The sequence below is a fragment of the Novosphingobium sp. genome (genome assembly GCF_965229225.1).
GTDB lineage: Bacteria > Pseudomonadota > Alphaproteobacteria > Sphingomonadales > Sphingomonadaceae > Novosphingobium.
In genome coordinates, this window is sequence record NZ_OZ245867.1 from 750,606 (window position 1) to 765,906 (window position 15,301).

Here is a 15,301-nt window from a genome sequence, read left to right on the forward strand (position 1 = left end):
ATATCGCTACCCGGCAGCGTGGGCTGCGCAGCCATCAAGCCGCGCAGACCATTGCGGGAATTTGCTTTGCCCCCTAATGCGCGCCAAGGATACCATCCATCCTGAATGCTGCTAACCCTCACTACTGATGACAGGCCCCGATGCTCGGCTTAATCCGCTCTCTGACCAAGTCCCGTATCGGCGCCCTCATCGCGATGGTGTTCCTCGGGCTCATCGCGCTCTCGTTTGCGGGGGCTGACATTTCCGGCGCCAAATTCGGTGGTTCCAACAATGCGGACCGCGCGGTGACGGTCGGCTCAGCGCACATCGGCACGGTCGATGTGCAGAAGGCGATGAGCAACGCGCTCGAGAACGCCCGCGCCGATAGCCCGGCAGTCACGATGAAGGACTTCGTCGCGCAGGGCGCGCTCGAACAGGTGGTCGACAGCCTGATCGACCGCGCGGCACTGATGGAGTGGGCGGGCCAGAGCGCGGTCGGCATGGGCGTGAGCGATCGCCTGATCGACAGCGAGATTGCCAAGATGCCCGCCTTCCAGGGCGCGGACGGCAAGTTCAGCCAGGCCGCCTACAAGGCGCTGCTCGGCCAGAAGGGCATTTCCGATGCCGCGCTGCGCGACGACGTTGCCAAGGGGCTGATGGCGCGGCAGGTGCTGATCCCCGCCGGTGTCGGCGCAACGATGCCGCAGAGCGTGGTGCTGCGCTACGCCGCAGTGCTCAAGGAAACACGCGACGGTGCGGTCCAATTGATCCCCTCGTCCGCCTTCGCCCCCAAGACGGTGCCCACGGATGCCGATCTTGCCGCGTACTACAAGACCAATGGCGCGCGCTATCAGCGGCCGGAACGCCGCACGATCCGCTATGCGATCTTTGACGAGTCCTCGATCAAGAACGTGCCCGCGCCCAGCGATGCCGAAGTTGCCACGCGCTACAAGCTCAACGCCGCCGCCTATGCCTCGACCGAGACCCGCGCCTTCACGCAGGTGATCGTCCCGACCGAGCCCGCCGCCAAGGCGCTCGCCGCCGAAATCGCGGGCGGCAAGTCGATCGAGGCTGCCGCTGCCGCCAAGGGCCTCTCGGCCCGCAAGATTCCTGCGGCAAAGCGCGCGGCGCTGGAGAGCGAAGCCTCCTCTGCTGTCGCCGCTGCCGTCTTCACGACGGCCAAGGGCGCCCTCGCCGCACCCGCCAAGGGCGCGCTGGGCTGGTATGTGATCCGGATCGACAGCGTGATCCAGACCCCGGGCAAGTCGCTTGAGCAGGCACGCGCCGAAATCGTCGCCGCGATCGCCGCAGAAAAGCGCAAGGCCGCGCTCGCGGACCTCTCGGCAAAGTTCGACGAGGCCTTCGGCAGCGGCACCGGCCTTGGCGATGTCGCCAAGAGCGCGGGCCTCACCGTGATCACCACCGATCCGCTCGAGGCCAACGGCACGGTCCCCGGCCGTCCGGATATCAAGCCCAACGCCGATGTCACGCCGCTGCTGGCAGCCGCGTTCGGCATGGAGCGCGAAGGTGAACCGCAGGTCGCCGAGATCAAGGCGGGCGAGCGTTACGTGATCTTCGATGTCGGTCAGATCACCCCTGCCGCCCCGCCGCCGCTCGCCGAAGTGAAGGACAAGGTCGCTGCCGATCTCCAAACCTCGCGCGGCTATGGCGCGGCCAAGGCGGCGACCGACAAGCTCATGGCGGCGCTCGCGAAGAAGGTGCCGCTTGCCGAGGCGATCAAGTCGCTCGGCGTCGCCGTGCCCCCCGCGCAGCCGGTCAACATCCCGCGCGAACAGCTCAACGCGATGCAGCCCAAGATCCCCGCCACGCTCCAGCTGATGTTCGAGATGGCGCAGGGCACCGCGAAGAAGCTCGAAGCGCCGGACAAGGCCGGTTTCCTCGTCGTGGTCCTCAGCAAGGTCACTCCGGGTGCGGTCAAGGCGGATGATCCGTTCGTCGCGCGCGCCCGCATCGAACTGGGCCAGCTCACCGGCCGCGAATATGTCGACGAACTGCGCGCCGCTGTGCGCGAGGCCGTCGGCGTGAAGCGCAATGATGCCGCCATCTCGGCGCTGCGCACGCAGCTCATCGGCGGCCAGTAAGGCCGTGGCGGCGGCGACGGACATCATGGAGCCGGGCATCGCGGGCCTGCTGCCCGATGGCGGCACATCCGCCCGCGCTGCGCTCGCCGCCGGCCGTCCTGCACTCGTCTGGCGCAAGCTGATCGCCGATACCGAAACCCCGGTCGGCGCCGCGCTCAAGCTCATGGTGCCGGGCCGGGGCGATTTCCTCCTCGAATCGGTCGAAGGCGGCGAAGTGCGCGGGCGCTACAGCCTGCTCGGGCTCGATCCCGATCTCGTTTTCCGCGCCGAAGGCAGCGAGGCGGTCATCAACCGCCACTGGCAGACCGACCGCGATGCCTTCGCCCCGCATCCCGAGCCCGCCCTTGCCGCCTTGCGCAGCCTCGTCGGCGAATGCCGCATCGATGTGCCCGAAGGCCTGCCCAAGTCGCTCGCCTGCCTCGTCGGCTATTTCGGCTACGAAACCATCGGCCTGGTCGAAAAGCTCCCCCGCGCCCCCGCCAGCGCGCTGGAACTGCCGGACATGCTCTTTGTCCGCCCCAGCGTCGTGCTCGTGTTCGACCGCCTCTCGGACGAACTGATCGCCGTCGCCCCGGTCTGGCCCTCATGCCCAACTGCTCAGGGCGCGCCCGAACGCCTCGTCGCCGCTGCCGCTGACCGCATCGACGCCGCCCTCGCGCGCCTCGCCGATCCCGTGCCCGCCGATCCGCGCCTCGAAGCGGCCGAACCCGGCGAGCGTACGGCGGTCATGGCGCCTGAGGACTACGCCCGCATGGTCCTGCGCGCCAAGGAGTACATCGAGGCGGGCGACATCTTTCAGGTCGTGCTCGCCCAGCGCTTCACCGTGCCCTTCCCGCTGCCACCCGCCGCGCTCTACCGCTCGCTGCGGCGCATCAACCCCTCACCCTTCCTCTACTTCCTCGATCTCCCCGGCTTCGCGCTGATCGGCTCCAGCCCCGAGATCCTCGTGCGCATCCGCGACGGCGAAGTCACCATCCGCCCTATCGCAGGGACGCGCCCGCGCGGGGCAACCGAGGCCGAGGACCGCGCCAACGCGCAAAGCCTCCTCGCCGATCCCAAGGAACGCGCCGAACACCTCATGCTGCTCGATCTCGGCCGCAACGATGTCGGCCGCGTCGCGGCGGCAGGCACGGTCAAGGTCACCGAGAGCTACACGATCGAGCGCTACAGCCACGTCATGCACATCGTCTCCAACGTGGTCGGCAAGCTCGATACGTCCCGCGCCGATTCGGTCGATGCCCTGTTCGCCGGCTTCCCCGCCGGCACCGTCAGCGGCGCGCCCAAGGTCCGCGCCTGCGAAGTGATCGCCGAACTCGAACCCGAAACGCGCGGCGCCTACGCCGGCGGCGTCGGCTATTTCGCGCCCGACGGCTCGGTCGACAGCTGCATCGTCCTGCGCACCGGCGTGCTCAAGGACGGCGTGCTCCACGTGCAGGCGGGCGCGGGCATCGTGGCGGACAGCAACCCCGAATACGAACAGCGCGAATGCGAAGCCAAGTCCGGCGCGCTATTCGCCGCCGCGCGCGAGGCTTTGCGCGTCGCATCCGAACCCCGCTTCGGCCAGTAAGGCACGCAGTTTAAGGTACTTTGGCCATGATCCTCGTCATCGACAACTACGACAGCTTCACCTGGAACCTCGTCCACTACCTCATGGAAATGGGCGCGAAGGTGGAGGTCGTGCGCAATGATGCGATGTCTGCGGGGCAGGCCATCTCGACCGGCGCGCAGGGGTTCCTGATCTCGCCCGGCCCCTGCACGCCCAACGAAGCGGGGATCAGCCTCGATCTCGTCGGCGCCGCTGCGGATGTCGGCGTGCCGCTGCTCGGCGTCTGCCTCGGCCACCAGTCGATCGGCCAGTATTTCGGCGGCAATGTCGTGCGCGGCGGGCTGATGCACGGCAAGACCTCGCCCGTAACGCATGACGGCAGCGGGCTCTTCGCTGGCCTCCCCTCGCCCTTCACTGCCACGCGTTATCACAGCCTCGTGGTCGAGAACGTGCCCGAAAGCCTCGTCGTCAACGCGACCTCGGACGACGGCCACGCCATGGGCTTCCGCCACGTCTCGCTCCCGATCCACGGCGTGCAGTTCCACCCCGAATCGATCGCGACCGAGCACGGCCACGCGCTCCTCGCCAACTTCCTCGCCATGTGCGGCATCACCGCGAAGATGCCCACCCACCTCGCGGCATGACCTCGCTTCCCGCAGTCACCGAAGCCCCGCTCGAGGAAGCCGAAGCCGAAGCCGCGTTCAGCGCCATCCTCGATGGCACCGTGCCGGACGAGAGCATCGCGCCCTTCCTGATCGCGCTCGCTGAACGCGGCGAAACCGCCTCCGAGATCGCTGGAGCGGCCCGCGCGATGCGTGCCCGGATGATCCCGGTGAATGCGCCTGCCCATGCCATCGACGTTTGCGGCACCGGCGGCGACGGTCACCACACGCTCAACGTCTCCACCGCCGTCAGCCTCGTTGTCGCAGCCTGCGGCGTCCCCGTCGCCAAGCACGGCAACCGCGCCGCCAGCAGCAAGGCGGGCGCTGCGGATACATTGGAGGCCCTCGGCCTCAATTTGGGCCGCGCCGCCGAAACCGCCGAACACACCCTCGGCGATCTCGGCATCTGCTTCCTCTTCGCCCAGCGCCACCACCCCGCGCTCGCGCGCATCGCACCGATCCGCAAGGCACTCGGCCGCCGCACGATCTTCAACCTCATGGGCCCGCTCGCCAACCCGGCGGGCGTGCGCCGCCAGCTCGTCGGCATCGCGCGGCCGGCCTACGTGCCCATCTATGCCGAAGCCATCCGCCGCCTCGGCACCGATCACAGCCTCGTCGTCTCGGGGGATGAAGGGCTTGACGAGCTCAGCCTCGCGGGCGGCAACGAACTCGCCGAGGTGAAGGGCGGCAACATCCTCATGCGCCGCGTTACCGCCTCAGACGCCGGCCTCCCCGGCGCTCCGGTCGATGCCCTGCGCGGCGGCGATCCCGCCTACAACGCGGCCGCCCTGCGCGCGCTCCTGCAAGGCGAACCCGGCCCCTACCGCGACGCCGTTCTCCTCAACGCCGCCGCCGCGCTGATCGTCGCGGGCGAAGCGTCTGATTGGCATGAAGGGGTGGAAGAAGCCGCCGAAGCCATCGACAAGGGCCTCGCCAACGCCTTGCTCAACTGCTGGATCGCTGCACTGAAGTAAGAATTGGGTTCGCGCAGAGTTCGCAGAGAGCGCAGAGATGTCGTGCTGCGGCGAAGCCGCTTTCATGATCGCGTATGCGGTGAGGAACAAGGCTCGCCTGCGGCGCAACCCCTTTGCGCTCTCTGCGAACTCTGCGCGAACCCAATCCCTTCCTCTTCTCCTCCGCGCCTCCGCGCGAAACAATCTTCCCTTGCGCCCCCCGCCCCCCTAAAGCCGCGACAAATGACCGACACGCTCACGAAAATCTGCGACACCAAGCGCGAGGAAGTCGCCGCTCGCAAAGCCGCGTCCACGCTCGCCGATCTCGCCGCACGCGCTTCCGAACAGACCGCCCCGCGCGGCTTCGAAGCGGCTCTGCGCGCCAAGGCAGAAACCGGTTTCGCTCTCATCGCCGAAATCAAGAAGGCCAGCCCTTCCAAAGGCCTGATCCGCGCCGATTTCGATCCCCCCGCCCACGCCCGCGCCTATGAAGCAGGCGGCGCCACCTGCCTTTCGATCCTCACCGATGCGCCCTATTTTCAGGGCCATGAGGACTACCTCGTCGCCGCCCGCGCCGCCTGCAATCTGCCGGTGCTGCGCAAGGACTTCATGGTCGATCCGTGGCAATGCGCCGAAGCCCGCGCCATCGGGGCCGATGCCATCCTGATCATCGTTGCCGCGCTGGACGATGGCCAGATGGCTGAAATCGAAGCCGCCGCGCGCGAGCACGGCATGGACGTCCTCGTCGAAGTCCACAACGAGGCCGAAATGGAGCGCGCCGCGCGCCTGCAAGCGCGCCTGATCGGGGTGAACAACCGCGATCTCAAGCGCTTCGTAACCGATCTCGGCACCACCGCCCGCCTCGCCCCGCTCGCGCCCGAAGGCACTCTGCTGGTGGCCGAAAGCGGCATCGGCGGCCACGCGGATGTGCTGACGCTGGCGCAGGCCGGAGCGAAAGCCTTCCTCGTCGGCGAAAGCCTGATGCGCCATGCCGATGTCGCGGCGGCAACCCGCGCGCTGCTGAATGGTTGAGATCAAGAACGCGCGGGCGCTCAAGCTGTTTTTCGATGGCGGCTGCCGCCCCAATCCCGGCATGATGGAAACCGCCGTCGCGGCGCGCGGACGCATCTGGCACCGCCCGGCCATCGGCCACGGCACCAACGATGAAGCCGAATGGCAGGCCCTGCTCGATGCGCTGGACGTGGCGAGCGGGCTCGGCGCGCCAGACGTCGTCCTCCTCGGCGATTCCGCCATGGTCGTTGCGCAGGCCAGCGGCACGCTGGGGCCCCGCCCTGCCTTCGCCCGCTTCCACGCCCGCTTTCAGGAGCAGGCCACCCGCTTCACCCGTATCCGCATCCGGCGCATCAACCGCACGCAAAACCTCGCCGGAATCGCTCTCGCAAAGGCTTGGCCCAGATGAAAACCTTGGGATTGATCGGCGGGATGAGCTGGGAAAGCTCCGCCGAATACTACCGCCTGATCAACCAGGGCGTGCGCGATCGGCTCGGCCCCAAGGCCTCGGCGCGCCTCGTCCTGTGGTCGTTCGATTTCGCCGAGATCGCGGCGCTGCAGGCTGCCGGCCAATGGCGCGCGCTCGATGCCCTGATGGTCGATGCCGCCCGCCGGCTCGAAGCGGCTGGCGCTGAAGCCCTCGTGATCTGCACGAACACGATGCACAAATCGGCGCCCGAAATCGAGGCGGCATGCGCCCTCCCGCTGCTCCATATCGCCGATCCCACGGCAGAAGCGCTGAAGGCCGGCGGCCACACCCGGGTCGCCCTGCTCGGCACCGCCTTCACCATGGAACAGGCCTTCTACCGCGCCCGGCTCGAAGAGCAACACGGCCTCGAAGTCCTCATCCCGGAGGCCGAAGACCGCGCCCTCGTCCATCGCGTGATCTACGAGGAACTCGTCGCGGGCCGGATCGAGGAGGCCTCCCGCGAAGCCTATCGCGCCGTGATCGCTCGCCTCATCGCGCGCGGGGCCACAGCGGTGATCCTCGGCTGCACCGAAATCATGCTCCTCATCGGCCCGGAAGACAGCGGGGTGCCGCTGTTCGATACGACCCGCCTGCACGCCGAAGCCGCTGTCGCGCTGGCTCTGGGCTGACGGCGCGCTATCAGCATTGCCATCTGTCCTACAGCCGATCCTTGTGGCATCACAAGACCTATGAAACCGCGTATTTCCTTGGTGCTTGAGCCACTTTTCCGCCCCGAAGACCCCGCCCTCGCGTTCTCGCTCAGGACTGTGTCAACTGTGTCAACTTTGTTGGATTTCAGGGCATGAGCGAGCTTACCCACCTCGATTCGCAAGGCCGCGCCCGCATGGTCGATGTCGGCGGCAAGGCGCAGACGCAGCGCGTCGCCGTCGCGCTCGGCCGGATCCGCATGAACGCCGCCACGCTCGCAGCCCTGCGTGATGGCACGACGCCGAAGGGCGATGTCCTCGCCGTCGCCCGCATCGCCGGGATCATGGCCGCCAAACGCACCGCCGAGCTGATCCCGCTGTGCCACCCGCTTGCACTCGATGCCGTCAGCGTCGAATTTGCTTTCGTGGAGGATGGTGTGGAGGCCCGCGCCACTGCCTCGCTCACCGGCCGCACCGGGGTCGAGATGGAAGCGCTCACCGCAGTCTCGGTCGCGCTCCTCACCGTCTACGACATGGCGAAGGCGATCGACAAAGCCATGGTGATCGATGGCGTCCGCCTGATCGAAAAGCGTGGCGGCAAATCGGGCGATTGGCGCGCACCTTGACCGACCAGACACCCGCGCGCCCCAACCCGCCGCTCCCGCTCGAAGAAGCCCAGCGCCGCCTCATGGCGATAGCTCCGGTGCTCCCTATCGAGCACCGCGCCACCGCCGATTGCCTCGGCTTCCATCTCGCCGAGCCGCTTGTCGCGCTGCGCACCCAGCCTGCTGCCGATGTTTCGGCGATGGACGGCTACGCCCTGCGCGCCGCAGATCTCCCCGGTCCCTGGCGCGTGATCGGGGAAAGCGCTGCCGGCCGGCCATTCAGTGGCACCGTCGGCCTGGGCGAGGCCGCGCGCATCAGCACCGGCGCGCTGGTACCCGCCGGCGCGGACATGGTGCTCATCCAGGAAGATGCATCGCGCGAGGGCGATACGCTCACCCTCACCGGCACGCCGCCCGATCCGCCTTCCCGCCATATCCGCCCCGCCGGCATGGATTTCCGCACCGGTGATGTGCTGATGGCCCCCGGCACGAAGATCCGCGCCGCGCAGATCGCATTGGCGCTCACCGCAGGCCACGCGCACTTGCCCGTTCGCCGCCAACTCCATCTCGCGGTGATCGATGGCGGCGACGAACTTGCCGCACCCGGCGCCGAGCTTGCCGATCACCAGTTGCCCGCCAGCAACAGCGCCATGCTTGCCGCGCTTGCCACCCAGCCCGCCGTGCGGATCACCCGGATCGGCCCAGTACCGGACCGGCTCGAGGCGCTGAAAGCCGCGTTTGACGCCGCGCGCAATGCGGACGTCATCGTTACCAGCGGCGGCGCTTCGGTCGGCGATCACGATCTCGTCCGCCCCGCACTTGCCGAACTCGGCGCGGAACTTGCCTTCTGGCGCGTCGCGATCAAGCCCGGCAAACCGTTGCTGGTCGCACGACGCGGGGCGCAGGTCATCCTGGGCCTGCCGGGCAACCCCGCCGCCGCATTCGTCACCGGTTTCCTCTTCCTCCTGCCTGTCATCCGCGCCGCGCTGGGGGCTGCCGATGCGATGCCCCGCCCCATCCCCGCCGCGCTCAAGGAAGCCATGCCCGCAGGTGGCAGTCGCATGGAATTCCTGCGCGCCGTGTGGGACGCGGGCGAAGTCTCGCTCGACGGACTGCAGGATTCCGGCGCGCTGTCATCGCTTGCCCGCGCCAACGCCCTCGTCGTGCGACCGGCGAACGAACCCGAAACACCTGCAGGTCAGTTTGTTCCTGTATACCTGCTGTAAATGCACGGAATTGCTTGACGACCTCTTTTTCGTTGCTTATTCGTTCCGCATTCGTTCACTAAATGGGAGTGCGCACGGATGCTCACGCGCAAGCAGCATGAACTGCTGACCTTTATTCAGACCCGCCTTGAGGCAACCGGCATCTCCCCCTCGTTCGAGGAAATGAAGGAAGCGCTCGATCTCAAGTCGAAGTCGGGCGTGCACCGGCTGATCTCGGCGTTGGAAGAACGCGGCTTCATCCGCCGCCTGCCCAACCGCGCGCGCGCCCTCGAAGTGATCCGCGAAAGCGATGCGGGCGGCGCCAAGCCCGCGCAGCGCGCTACGGCGAGCACGACCGCCGCGCTCGCCCCGCTGCGCAGCCCTGCCCCCGCGCGCGAGCCCGCCAACGACGTGATCGAGATCCCGCTCCACGGCCGCATCGCCGCCGGCGTCCCGATCGAGGCGATGGAAGGCACTTCGATGCTCCCCGTTCCTGCCGCACTGCTCGGCTCGGGCGAGCACTATGCGCTCGAAGTTTCGGGCGACTCCATGGTCGAAGCCGGTATCCTTGATGGCGACTATGCGCTCGTGCGCCGCACCGATACCGCGCGCGATGGCGAGATTGTCGTCGCGCTGGTGCGGGGCGAAGAGGCAACGCTCAAGTACCTGCGGCGCGAACGCGGCATGGTTCGCCTCGATCCCGCCAATGCGGCCTATGATCCGCAGTTCTACCAGCCGCACGAAGTCCAGGTTCAGGGCAAGCTCGCGGGGCTTCTCCGCCGCTATCACTGAGTGGGCGCAGGGTCCGGCCCCTCGGTAGCTATCGGGGCCGGACCTTTCCCCTTCCGCCTTGGCTGCCAAGGGGGAAGACGGCGGAACCAGCCGTGATCGCCTTGGGTTTCAGCGACCGTTCGCGCCCGGCCTGAAACGAGATCGATGGCCAACCCACCTGTCTGGCCCAGCAGCGCGCGGTCTGCCTTCAGCAGGCGCGGCTTGCAGGCGCTTGGCAGGCGGCGATCCGCCACCACGATATCGGACCGCGCGCAGGCCGCCGCGAGCACCGGGATCGCCACCAGGTCCTTGCCCCGCGCCATCAGCAGATCGAACCGTCGCCCGCCCCGCACGAGCGAGACGGCGCAGAAATCCAGGTTGCACCGCGCGCCCTTCCAGTCCTCCAGCGCCACCGCATCGCCCGTCATTCCCGCGTTTTCCAGCAGCGCCGTGCGGGTGTAGCTCTCCTCACGCACCGCGCGCAGCACCAGCAGGTCCGGCCCCTCACCGGTAATCCCCACATGGTGCCCATCGCCCGAAACCAGCACATCCGGCGTGCGCGTCAACATCAGCGCCAGCGCCCCCAGCGCGATCGGCGCGAAGCCCCAGAGGCGCACACGCCCGCTCCACAGCGCGAGCCACAGCAGCCCGCCGACGAACAGCGCGAACGTCCCGCCGCTCATCCCCGGCATCATCGTCACCGCACCCGGCTGGCCCGCCACCAGATGTGCGAGCCACAGCAGCAGTTCGAGCGACTTGCCTACCGCCCACCACGCCGGCGCGCCCAGCCCGACAAGGTCGAGCGCCAGTGCCAGAGCGATAAGTGGCATCGTGAGCACCGTCGTAAGCGGGATCGCGATCACGTTGGCCGCCGCGCCATAGATGCCTGCGCGGTGGAAGTGGAACAGACTTATCGGCATCAGCGACAGCTCGATCACAAGCCCCGTCATCAGCAGCATCGCCAGATTCCGTCCCAGCCGCGTCACCCACCCCTCATGGCTGTGTGAAAGAAATGCCTTGGCCGGTGCCGACGTGCTGAACGCCACGATCGCGATCACCGAGGCGAAGCTCATCTGAAAGCTCGGCCCCAGCACGGCTTCGGGCCAGAGCAGCATGACAATCAGCGCCGCCGTCGCCAGCAGCCGCAGCGAGAGCGGATCACGCCCCAACGCCAGCGCTGTCAGCACCAGCAGCGAACCGGCGACCGACCGCACCGTCGGCACTTCGGCGCCGGTCAGCACGGTGTAGAACAGGCCGATCCCCGCGCCGACACCTGCCGCCAGCAGCGGCAGACGCACGCGCAAGGCAATGAACGGGAACAGCGCAAGCAGCCGGATCGTGAGGAAATAGGCGCCCGCGATCACCGCGCTCACGTGCAGGCCGCTGATCGAGAGCAAGTGCGTGAGGCCAGCATCGCGCATCGCCTCCTCATCATCCTGCGCAATCGCGCCGCGGTCACCGCTGGCGAAGGCTGCCGCGATCGTGCCCGGCGAACCCGAGAGCTGCGTGCGGACATGATCGGCCAGCCTTTGCTGCCAACGCCGCAGCGACCAACCCTCCTGCGCGGGCGCGACGATGGTGACCGATCCGACGACGTTGCCAGTGGCGGCCAGGCCCTGAAACCACGCAGCGCGAGCAAAATCGTAGGAACCCGGCAGCATCGGCGGTGCGGGTGGCATCAGCCGGGCGCGCAGGCGGACCTCGGCGCCTTCGACAAGGCCGGGCTGGTCATTCTCGTCCGGCAGGTTGAGCCGCACCTGCAACGGCTCGGCATGGCCTTGCACCCGCGCCCTGATCAGCAGGCGCACCCGGTCGCGCGCGCCTTCCACCTGCCGGTCGATCACGCGGCCTTCGATCATCACGACTTCGGGCCGAGCAATGCCCGCCTCGCCCACCAGTACCGACTTGGCCCAGATCACGGCGCAACCCGCCGCCAGCATCAGCGCCATGCCGATCAATGCGGAGCGCAAGTGACCAAGATCGCCTTCCGAATCGATCAGCAACCCGCCCGCTACCGCCGCACCGCACAATGCGAGGAAGCCCGCCCATTGCCACGGCCCCGCGAACACGGCCCAGCAAGCGATTCCAATGCCGAAGCCCACCGCCAGCCATGGTCCGCGCTCGAACGGACGCGCGGCGAGGAACGCCTCAATGGTGCGGTGCATGCTGGACAAGGCGGCGAGTTTGTCCCAGAGGCGTGTCCGCCGCGACGCAGGTTCGCCAAGAGGTTGGGCCACGGTCGGCGACATGTTCGGATTAGGAAGGATCGCGCCTCCGATGGCAAGCGCCAGTGATACCGTTTCTGCAGGATCAGGCGCGGGCGCTGCTGCGGCAGCTGTGATCGGGCGCAAGGGCGTGGTCACTCGGTTTGCCCCTTCGCCGACCGGCTACCTGCATATCGGCGGCGCGCGCACCGCGCTGTTCAACTGGCTGTTTGCCCGTCACCACGGCGGCACTTACCTGCTTCGCATCGAGGATACCGACCGCGCGCGTTCGACCGAACCGGCAATCGAGGCGATCTTCGATGGCCTGGGCTGGCTGGGCCTGGGCGGTGATGCGGAACCGGTGTTCCAGTTCGCGCGTTCCGAGCGCCATGCCGAAGTCGCGTACAAGTTGCTCGAGGCGGGCCACGCCTATCGCTGCTACCTCACGCAGGAGGAGCTCGCTGCCCGCCGCGCCGCCGCGCAGGCCGAGCGTCGCCCCTTCCGCATCGAAAGCGAATGGCGCGATGCCGACCCTTCGACCTGGCCCGAAGGCCAGCCATGGGTCGTGCGGATCAAGGCGCCGCGCGATGGCGCGACGACCATCGACGACCTCGTGCAGGGCCCGATCACCGTCCAGAACGTGGAGATCGACGACTACGTCATCCTCCGGAGCGACGGTACGCCGACCTACATGCTCGCCGTGGTGGTGGACGACCACGACATGGGCGTAACCCACGTGATCCGCGGCGATGATCACATCAACAACGCCTTCCGCCAGCTCGTCATCATTCGCGCAATGCAGGTGGTCGAAGGGTCTGGCTGGGATGATCCGGCCTATGCGCACATCCCGCTGATCCACGGCGCGGACGGGGCCAAGCTTTCCAAGCGCCACGGCGCGCTCGGCGTCGATGCCTATCGCGATGAGCTTGGACTATTGCCCGAAGCCGTGTTCAACTACCTGCTCCGGCTCGGCTGGGGACACGGCGATGCCGAGATCATCAGCCGCGAACAGGCGGTCGAGTGGTTCGAGATCGGCGATGTCGGCAAGGGTGCGGCGCGGTTCGACCTCAAGAAGCTGCAGAGCCTCAACGGTCACTATATCCGCGAGGCGGACGATGCGCGGCTGGCGGGGCTGGTGGCGCAGCGTATGGGCGGGCTGGACGATGCGGGCCTCGTCCTGCTGACCCAAGCGATGCCGGTGCTCAAAGTCCGCGCAGCTGACCTCGACGAACTGGCCGTCGGCGCGCGATTCCTCTTTGCGCAGCGCCCGCTGGCGCTCGATGAAAAGGCCGCTGGCCTGCTGACGGACGATGCGCGCGCGCTGCTGGGCGCGATGGCCGGGCGGCTGGCGGGCGAGGAATGGACGGCGGCGCCGCTCGAAGCCTCGCTCAAGGCGATGGCGGAGGAGCGCGGCCTTGGTCTCGGCAAGCTGGCGCAGCCGCTGCGCGCGGCGTTGACCGGCACGACTACCTCGCCGGGAATTTTCGACGTACTGGTACTTCTGGGACGAGACGAGTCGCTCGCCCGGATCGCAGACCAGGCAGCGGCCCCGTGATGTAACTTTCCGGGCCCCGGCCCGAACCCAACCCAGCCGGCTTCCAGCCGCTATAGAATGAGCAAACAGGAGGGTAGATCGTGAGCGACAACCAGGCGACCCTGAATGATGGCGACAAGACCATCGCCATGCAGATCAAGAGCGGAACGATCGGACCCGATGTCATCGACATCCGCAAGCTCTATGCCGAGACCGGCAAGTTCACTTACGACCCCGGTTTCACCAGCACGGCCAGTTGCGACAGCGCGCTGACCTATATCGATGGCGATGAAGGCGTGCTGCTTCACCGCGGCTATCCCATCGGCCAGCTGGCCGAGCATTCCAGCTTCATGGAAGTCAGCTACCTGCTGCTCAACGGTGAACTGCCCTCGGCTGAAGAGCTGGCGCACTTCAGCCGCACGATCACCCGCCACACCATGGTCCACGAACAGCTTTCGGTGTTCTATCGCGGCTTCCGCCGTGACGCGCACCCGATGGCGATCATGTGCGGTGTCGTCGGTGCGCTCTCGGCGTTCTATCACGATTCGACCGACATTTCGGACCCCGAACAGCGCAAGATCAGCGCCCACCGCCTGATCGCCAAGATGCCGACGATCGCGGCGATGGCCTACAAGTATTCGGTCGGCCAGCCCTTCGTCTATCCGCGCAACGATCTGTCCTATACCGGCAACTTCCTGCGCATGACCTTCGCGGTCCCGGCCGAGGAATACGAGGTGAACCCGGTGGTCGAGCGGGCGCTCGACCGCATCTTCATCCTCCACGCCGATCACGAGCAGAACGCCTCGACCTCGACCGTGCGCCTGGCCGGTTCTTCGGGCGCAAACCCGTTCGCGTGCATCGCGGCCGGCATTGCCTGTCTGTGGGGCCCGGCACATGGCGGTGCGAACGAAGCCGCGCTCAACATGCTCAAGGAAATCGGAACGCCTGACCGGATCCCGCACTATATCGAGCGCGCCAAGGACAAGAACGACCCGTTCCGCCTGATGGGCTTCGGCCACCGCGTCTACAAGAACTACGACCCGCGCGCGACGGTGATGCAGCAGACGGTGCGGGAGGTCTTCGCCTCGCTCAAGGTCACCGATCCGCTGTTCGAGACCGCCCTGCGGCTCGAGGAACTGGCGCTCAGCGATCCTTACTTCATCGAGAAGAAGCTGTTCCCCAACGTCGACTTCTACTCGGGCATCATCCTTTCGGCGATCGGGTTCCCGACCACGATGTTCACCGCGCTGTTCGCGCTGGCGCGTACCCTTGGCTGGGTGGCCCAGTGGAACGAAATGATCAGCGATCCCGGCCAGAAGATCGGCCGTCCGCGCCAGCTCTACACTGGGCCGGTACAGCGCGACTACGTGCCCGTCGACAAGCGCTAAGCCTTCGGGGCGGCGAGACGAAGAAGTAGCTTGAGCCTGATCTTGCGTGCTTTCGGTATCGCCGCCCTCCTCATGGGCCTGCTCTGGATGGGCCAGGGCGCCGGTCTCATCATGTGGCCGGCTTCCAGCTTCATGCTGGAGCAGAAAGTCTGGATCCTGTGGGGCGGCGTGCTCGCCGCTGCCGGAGCCGGGCTGCTGATCCTCGCCCAGCGCCGCCGCTGAGGC

The 15,301-nt window shown here is 67.5% G+C and carries 14 protein-coding genes; 13 read left to right on the forward strand and 1 reads right to left on the reverse strand.

Annotation, left to right across the window (positions count from 1 at the left end):
• The first annotated feature begins 140 nt into the window (after nucleotides 1-140).
• The 10 genes from ACO06X_RS03180 (at nucleotide 141) to lexA (ending at nucleotide 9,971) form a co-directional block, all read left to right on the forward strand.
• Nucleotides 141-2,081: a SurA N-terminal domain-containing protein gene (locus tag ACO06X_RS03180; protein WP_421838553.1), complete on the forward strand. Its 1,941-nt coding sequence runs from the start codon at nucleotides 141-143 to the stop codon at nucleotides 2,079-2,081.
• Between the two features lie 25 nt (nucleotides 2,082-2,106).
• Nucleotides 2,107-3,648 carry an anthranilate synthase component I family protein gene (locus ACO06X_RS03185; protein WP_421839844.1) on the forward strand — a complete coding sequence of 514 codons (1,542 nt, stop codon included), beginning with the start codon at nucleotides 2,107-2,109 and terminating at the stop codon, nucleotides 3,646-3,648.
• A gap of 26 nt (nucleotides 3,649-3,674) precedes the next feature.
• Nucleotides 3,675-4,271 (forward strand): anthranilate synthase component II, encoded by a 597-nt coding sequence (locus tag ACO06X_RS03190; RefSeq protein ID WP_421838554.1) that lies wholly within the window; start codon nucleotides 3,675-3,677, stop codon nucleotides 4,269-4,271.
• Entirely contained in the window at nucleotides 4,268-5,263 is a 996-nt protein-coding gene (gene trpD, locus ACO06X_RS03195) for an anthranilate phosphoribosyltransferase (RefSeq protein WP_421838555.1), read from the forward strand. Before ACO06X_RS03190 ends, trpD begins: the two co-directional genes overlap by 4 nt.
• A 222-nt stretch (nucleotides 5,264-5,485) precedes the next feature.
• Entirely contained in the window at nucleotides 5,486-6,274 is a 789-nt protein-coding gene (gene trpC / locus ACO06X_RS03200) for an indole-3-glycerol phosphate synthase TrpC (RefSeq protein WP_421838556.1), read from the forward strand.
• A complete protein-coding gene (locus ACO06X_RS03205; RefSeq protein WP_421838557.1) occupies nucleotides 6,267-6,662 on the forward strand; it encodes a ribonuclease HI in 396 nt (131 codons plus the stop codon). Before trpC ends, ACO06X_RS03205 begins: the two co-directional genes overlap by 8 nt.
• Nucleotides 6,659-7,351, forward strand: a complete 693-nt coding sequence (locus tag ACO06X_RS03210; RefSeq protein ID WP_421838558.1) for an aspartate/glutamate racemase family protein — start codon at nucleotides 6,659-6,661, stop codon at nucleotides 7,349-7,351. Before ACO06X_RS03205 ends, ACO06X_RS03210 begins: the two co-directional genes overlap by 4 nt.
• 173 nt (nucleotides 7,352-7,524) lie before the next feature.
• Nucleotides 7,525-7,995: a cyclic pyranopterin monophosphate synthase MoaC gene (gene moaC, locus ACO06X_RS03215; RefSeq protein ID WP_421838559.1), complete on the forward strand. Its 471-nt coding sequence runs from the start codon at nucleotides 7,525-7,527 to the stop codon at nucleotides 7,993-7,995.
• Entirely contained in the window at nucleotides 7,992-9,200 is a 1,209-nt protein-coding gene (locus ACO06X_RS03220; RefSeq protein ID WP_421838560.1) for a molybdopterin molybdotransferase MoeA, read from the forward strand. Before moaC ends, ACO06X_RS03220 begins: the two co-directional genes overlap by 4 nt.
• Before the next feature lie 78 nt (nucleotides 9,201-9,278).
• Entirely contained in the window at nucleotides 9,279-9,971 is a 693-nt protein-coding gene (gene lexA / locus ACO06X_RS03225) for a transcriptional repressor LexA (RefSeq protein ID WP_421838561.1), read from the forward strand.
• Here the strand turns inward: lexA and ACO06X_RS03230 are convergent.
• Nucleotides 9,965-12,115 (reverse strand): ComEC/Rec2 family competence protein, encoded by a 2,151-nt coding sequence (locus tag ACO06X_RS03230; RefSeq protein WP_421838562.1) that lies wholly within the window; start codon nucleotides 12,113-12,115, stop codon nucleotides 9,965-9,967. The genes lexA and ACO06X_RS03230 overlap by 7 nt on opposite strands.
• A 112-nt stretch (nucleotides 12,116-12,227) precedes the next feature.
• Here ACO06X_RS03230 and gltX point away from each other — a divergent pair, with 112 nt between their 5' ends.
• From gltX to ACO06X_RS03245, 3 genes are all read left to right on the forward strand, one after another.
• Nucleotides 12,228-13,709: a glutamate--tRNA ligase gene (gene gltX / locus ACO06X_RS03235; RefSeq protein WP_421838563.1), complete on the forward strand. Its 1,482-nt coding sequence runs from the start codon at nucleotides 12,228-12,230 to the stop codon at nucleotides 13,707-13,709.
• An 80-nt stretch (nucleotides 13,710-13,789) separates the two neighbouring features.
• Nucleotides 13,790-15,076, forward strand: coding sequence for a citrate synthase (locus ACO06X_RS03240; RefSeq protein ID WP_421838564.1), 1,287 nt, complete (start codon nucleotides 13,790-13,792; stop codon nucleotides 15,074-15,076).
• A gap of 30 nt (nucleotides 15,077-15,106) precedes the next feature.
• The gene (locus ACO06X_RS03245; protein WP_421838565.1) at nucleotides 15,107-15,298 is read left to right on the forward strand and encodes a hypothetical protein; all 192 of its coding nucleotides are present in this window, start codon (nucleotides 15,107-15,109) and stop codon (nucleotides 15,296-15,298) included.
• The last annotated feature ends 3 nt before the right edge of the window (nucleotides 15,299-15,301 follow it).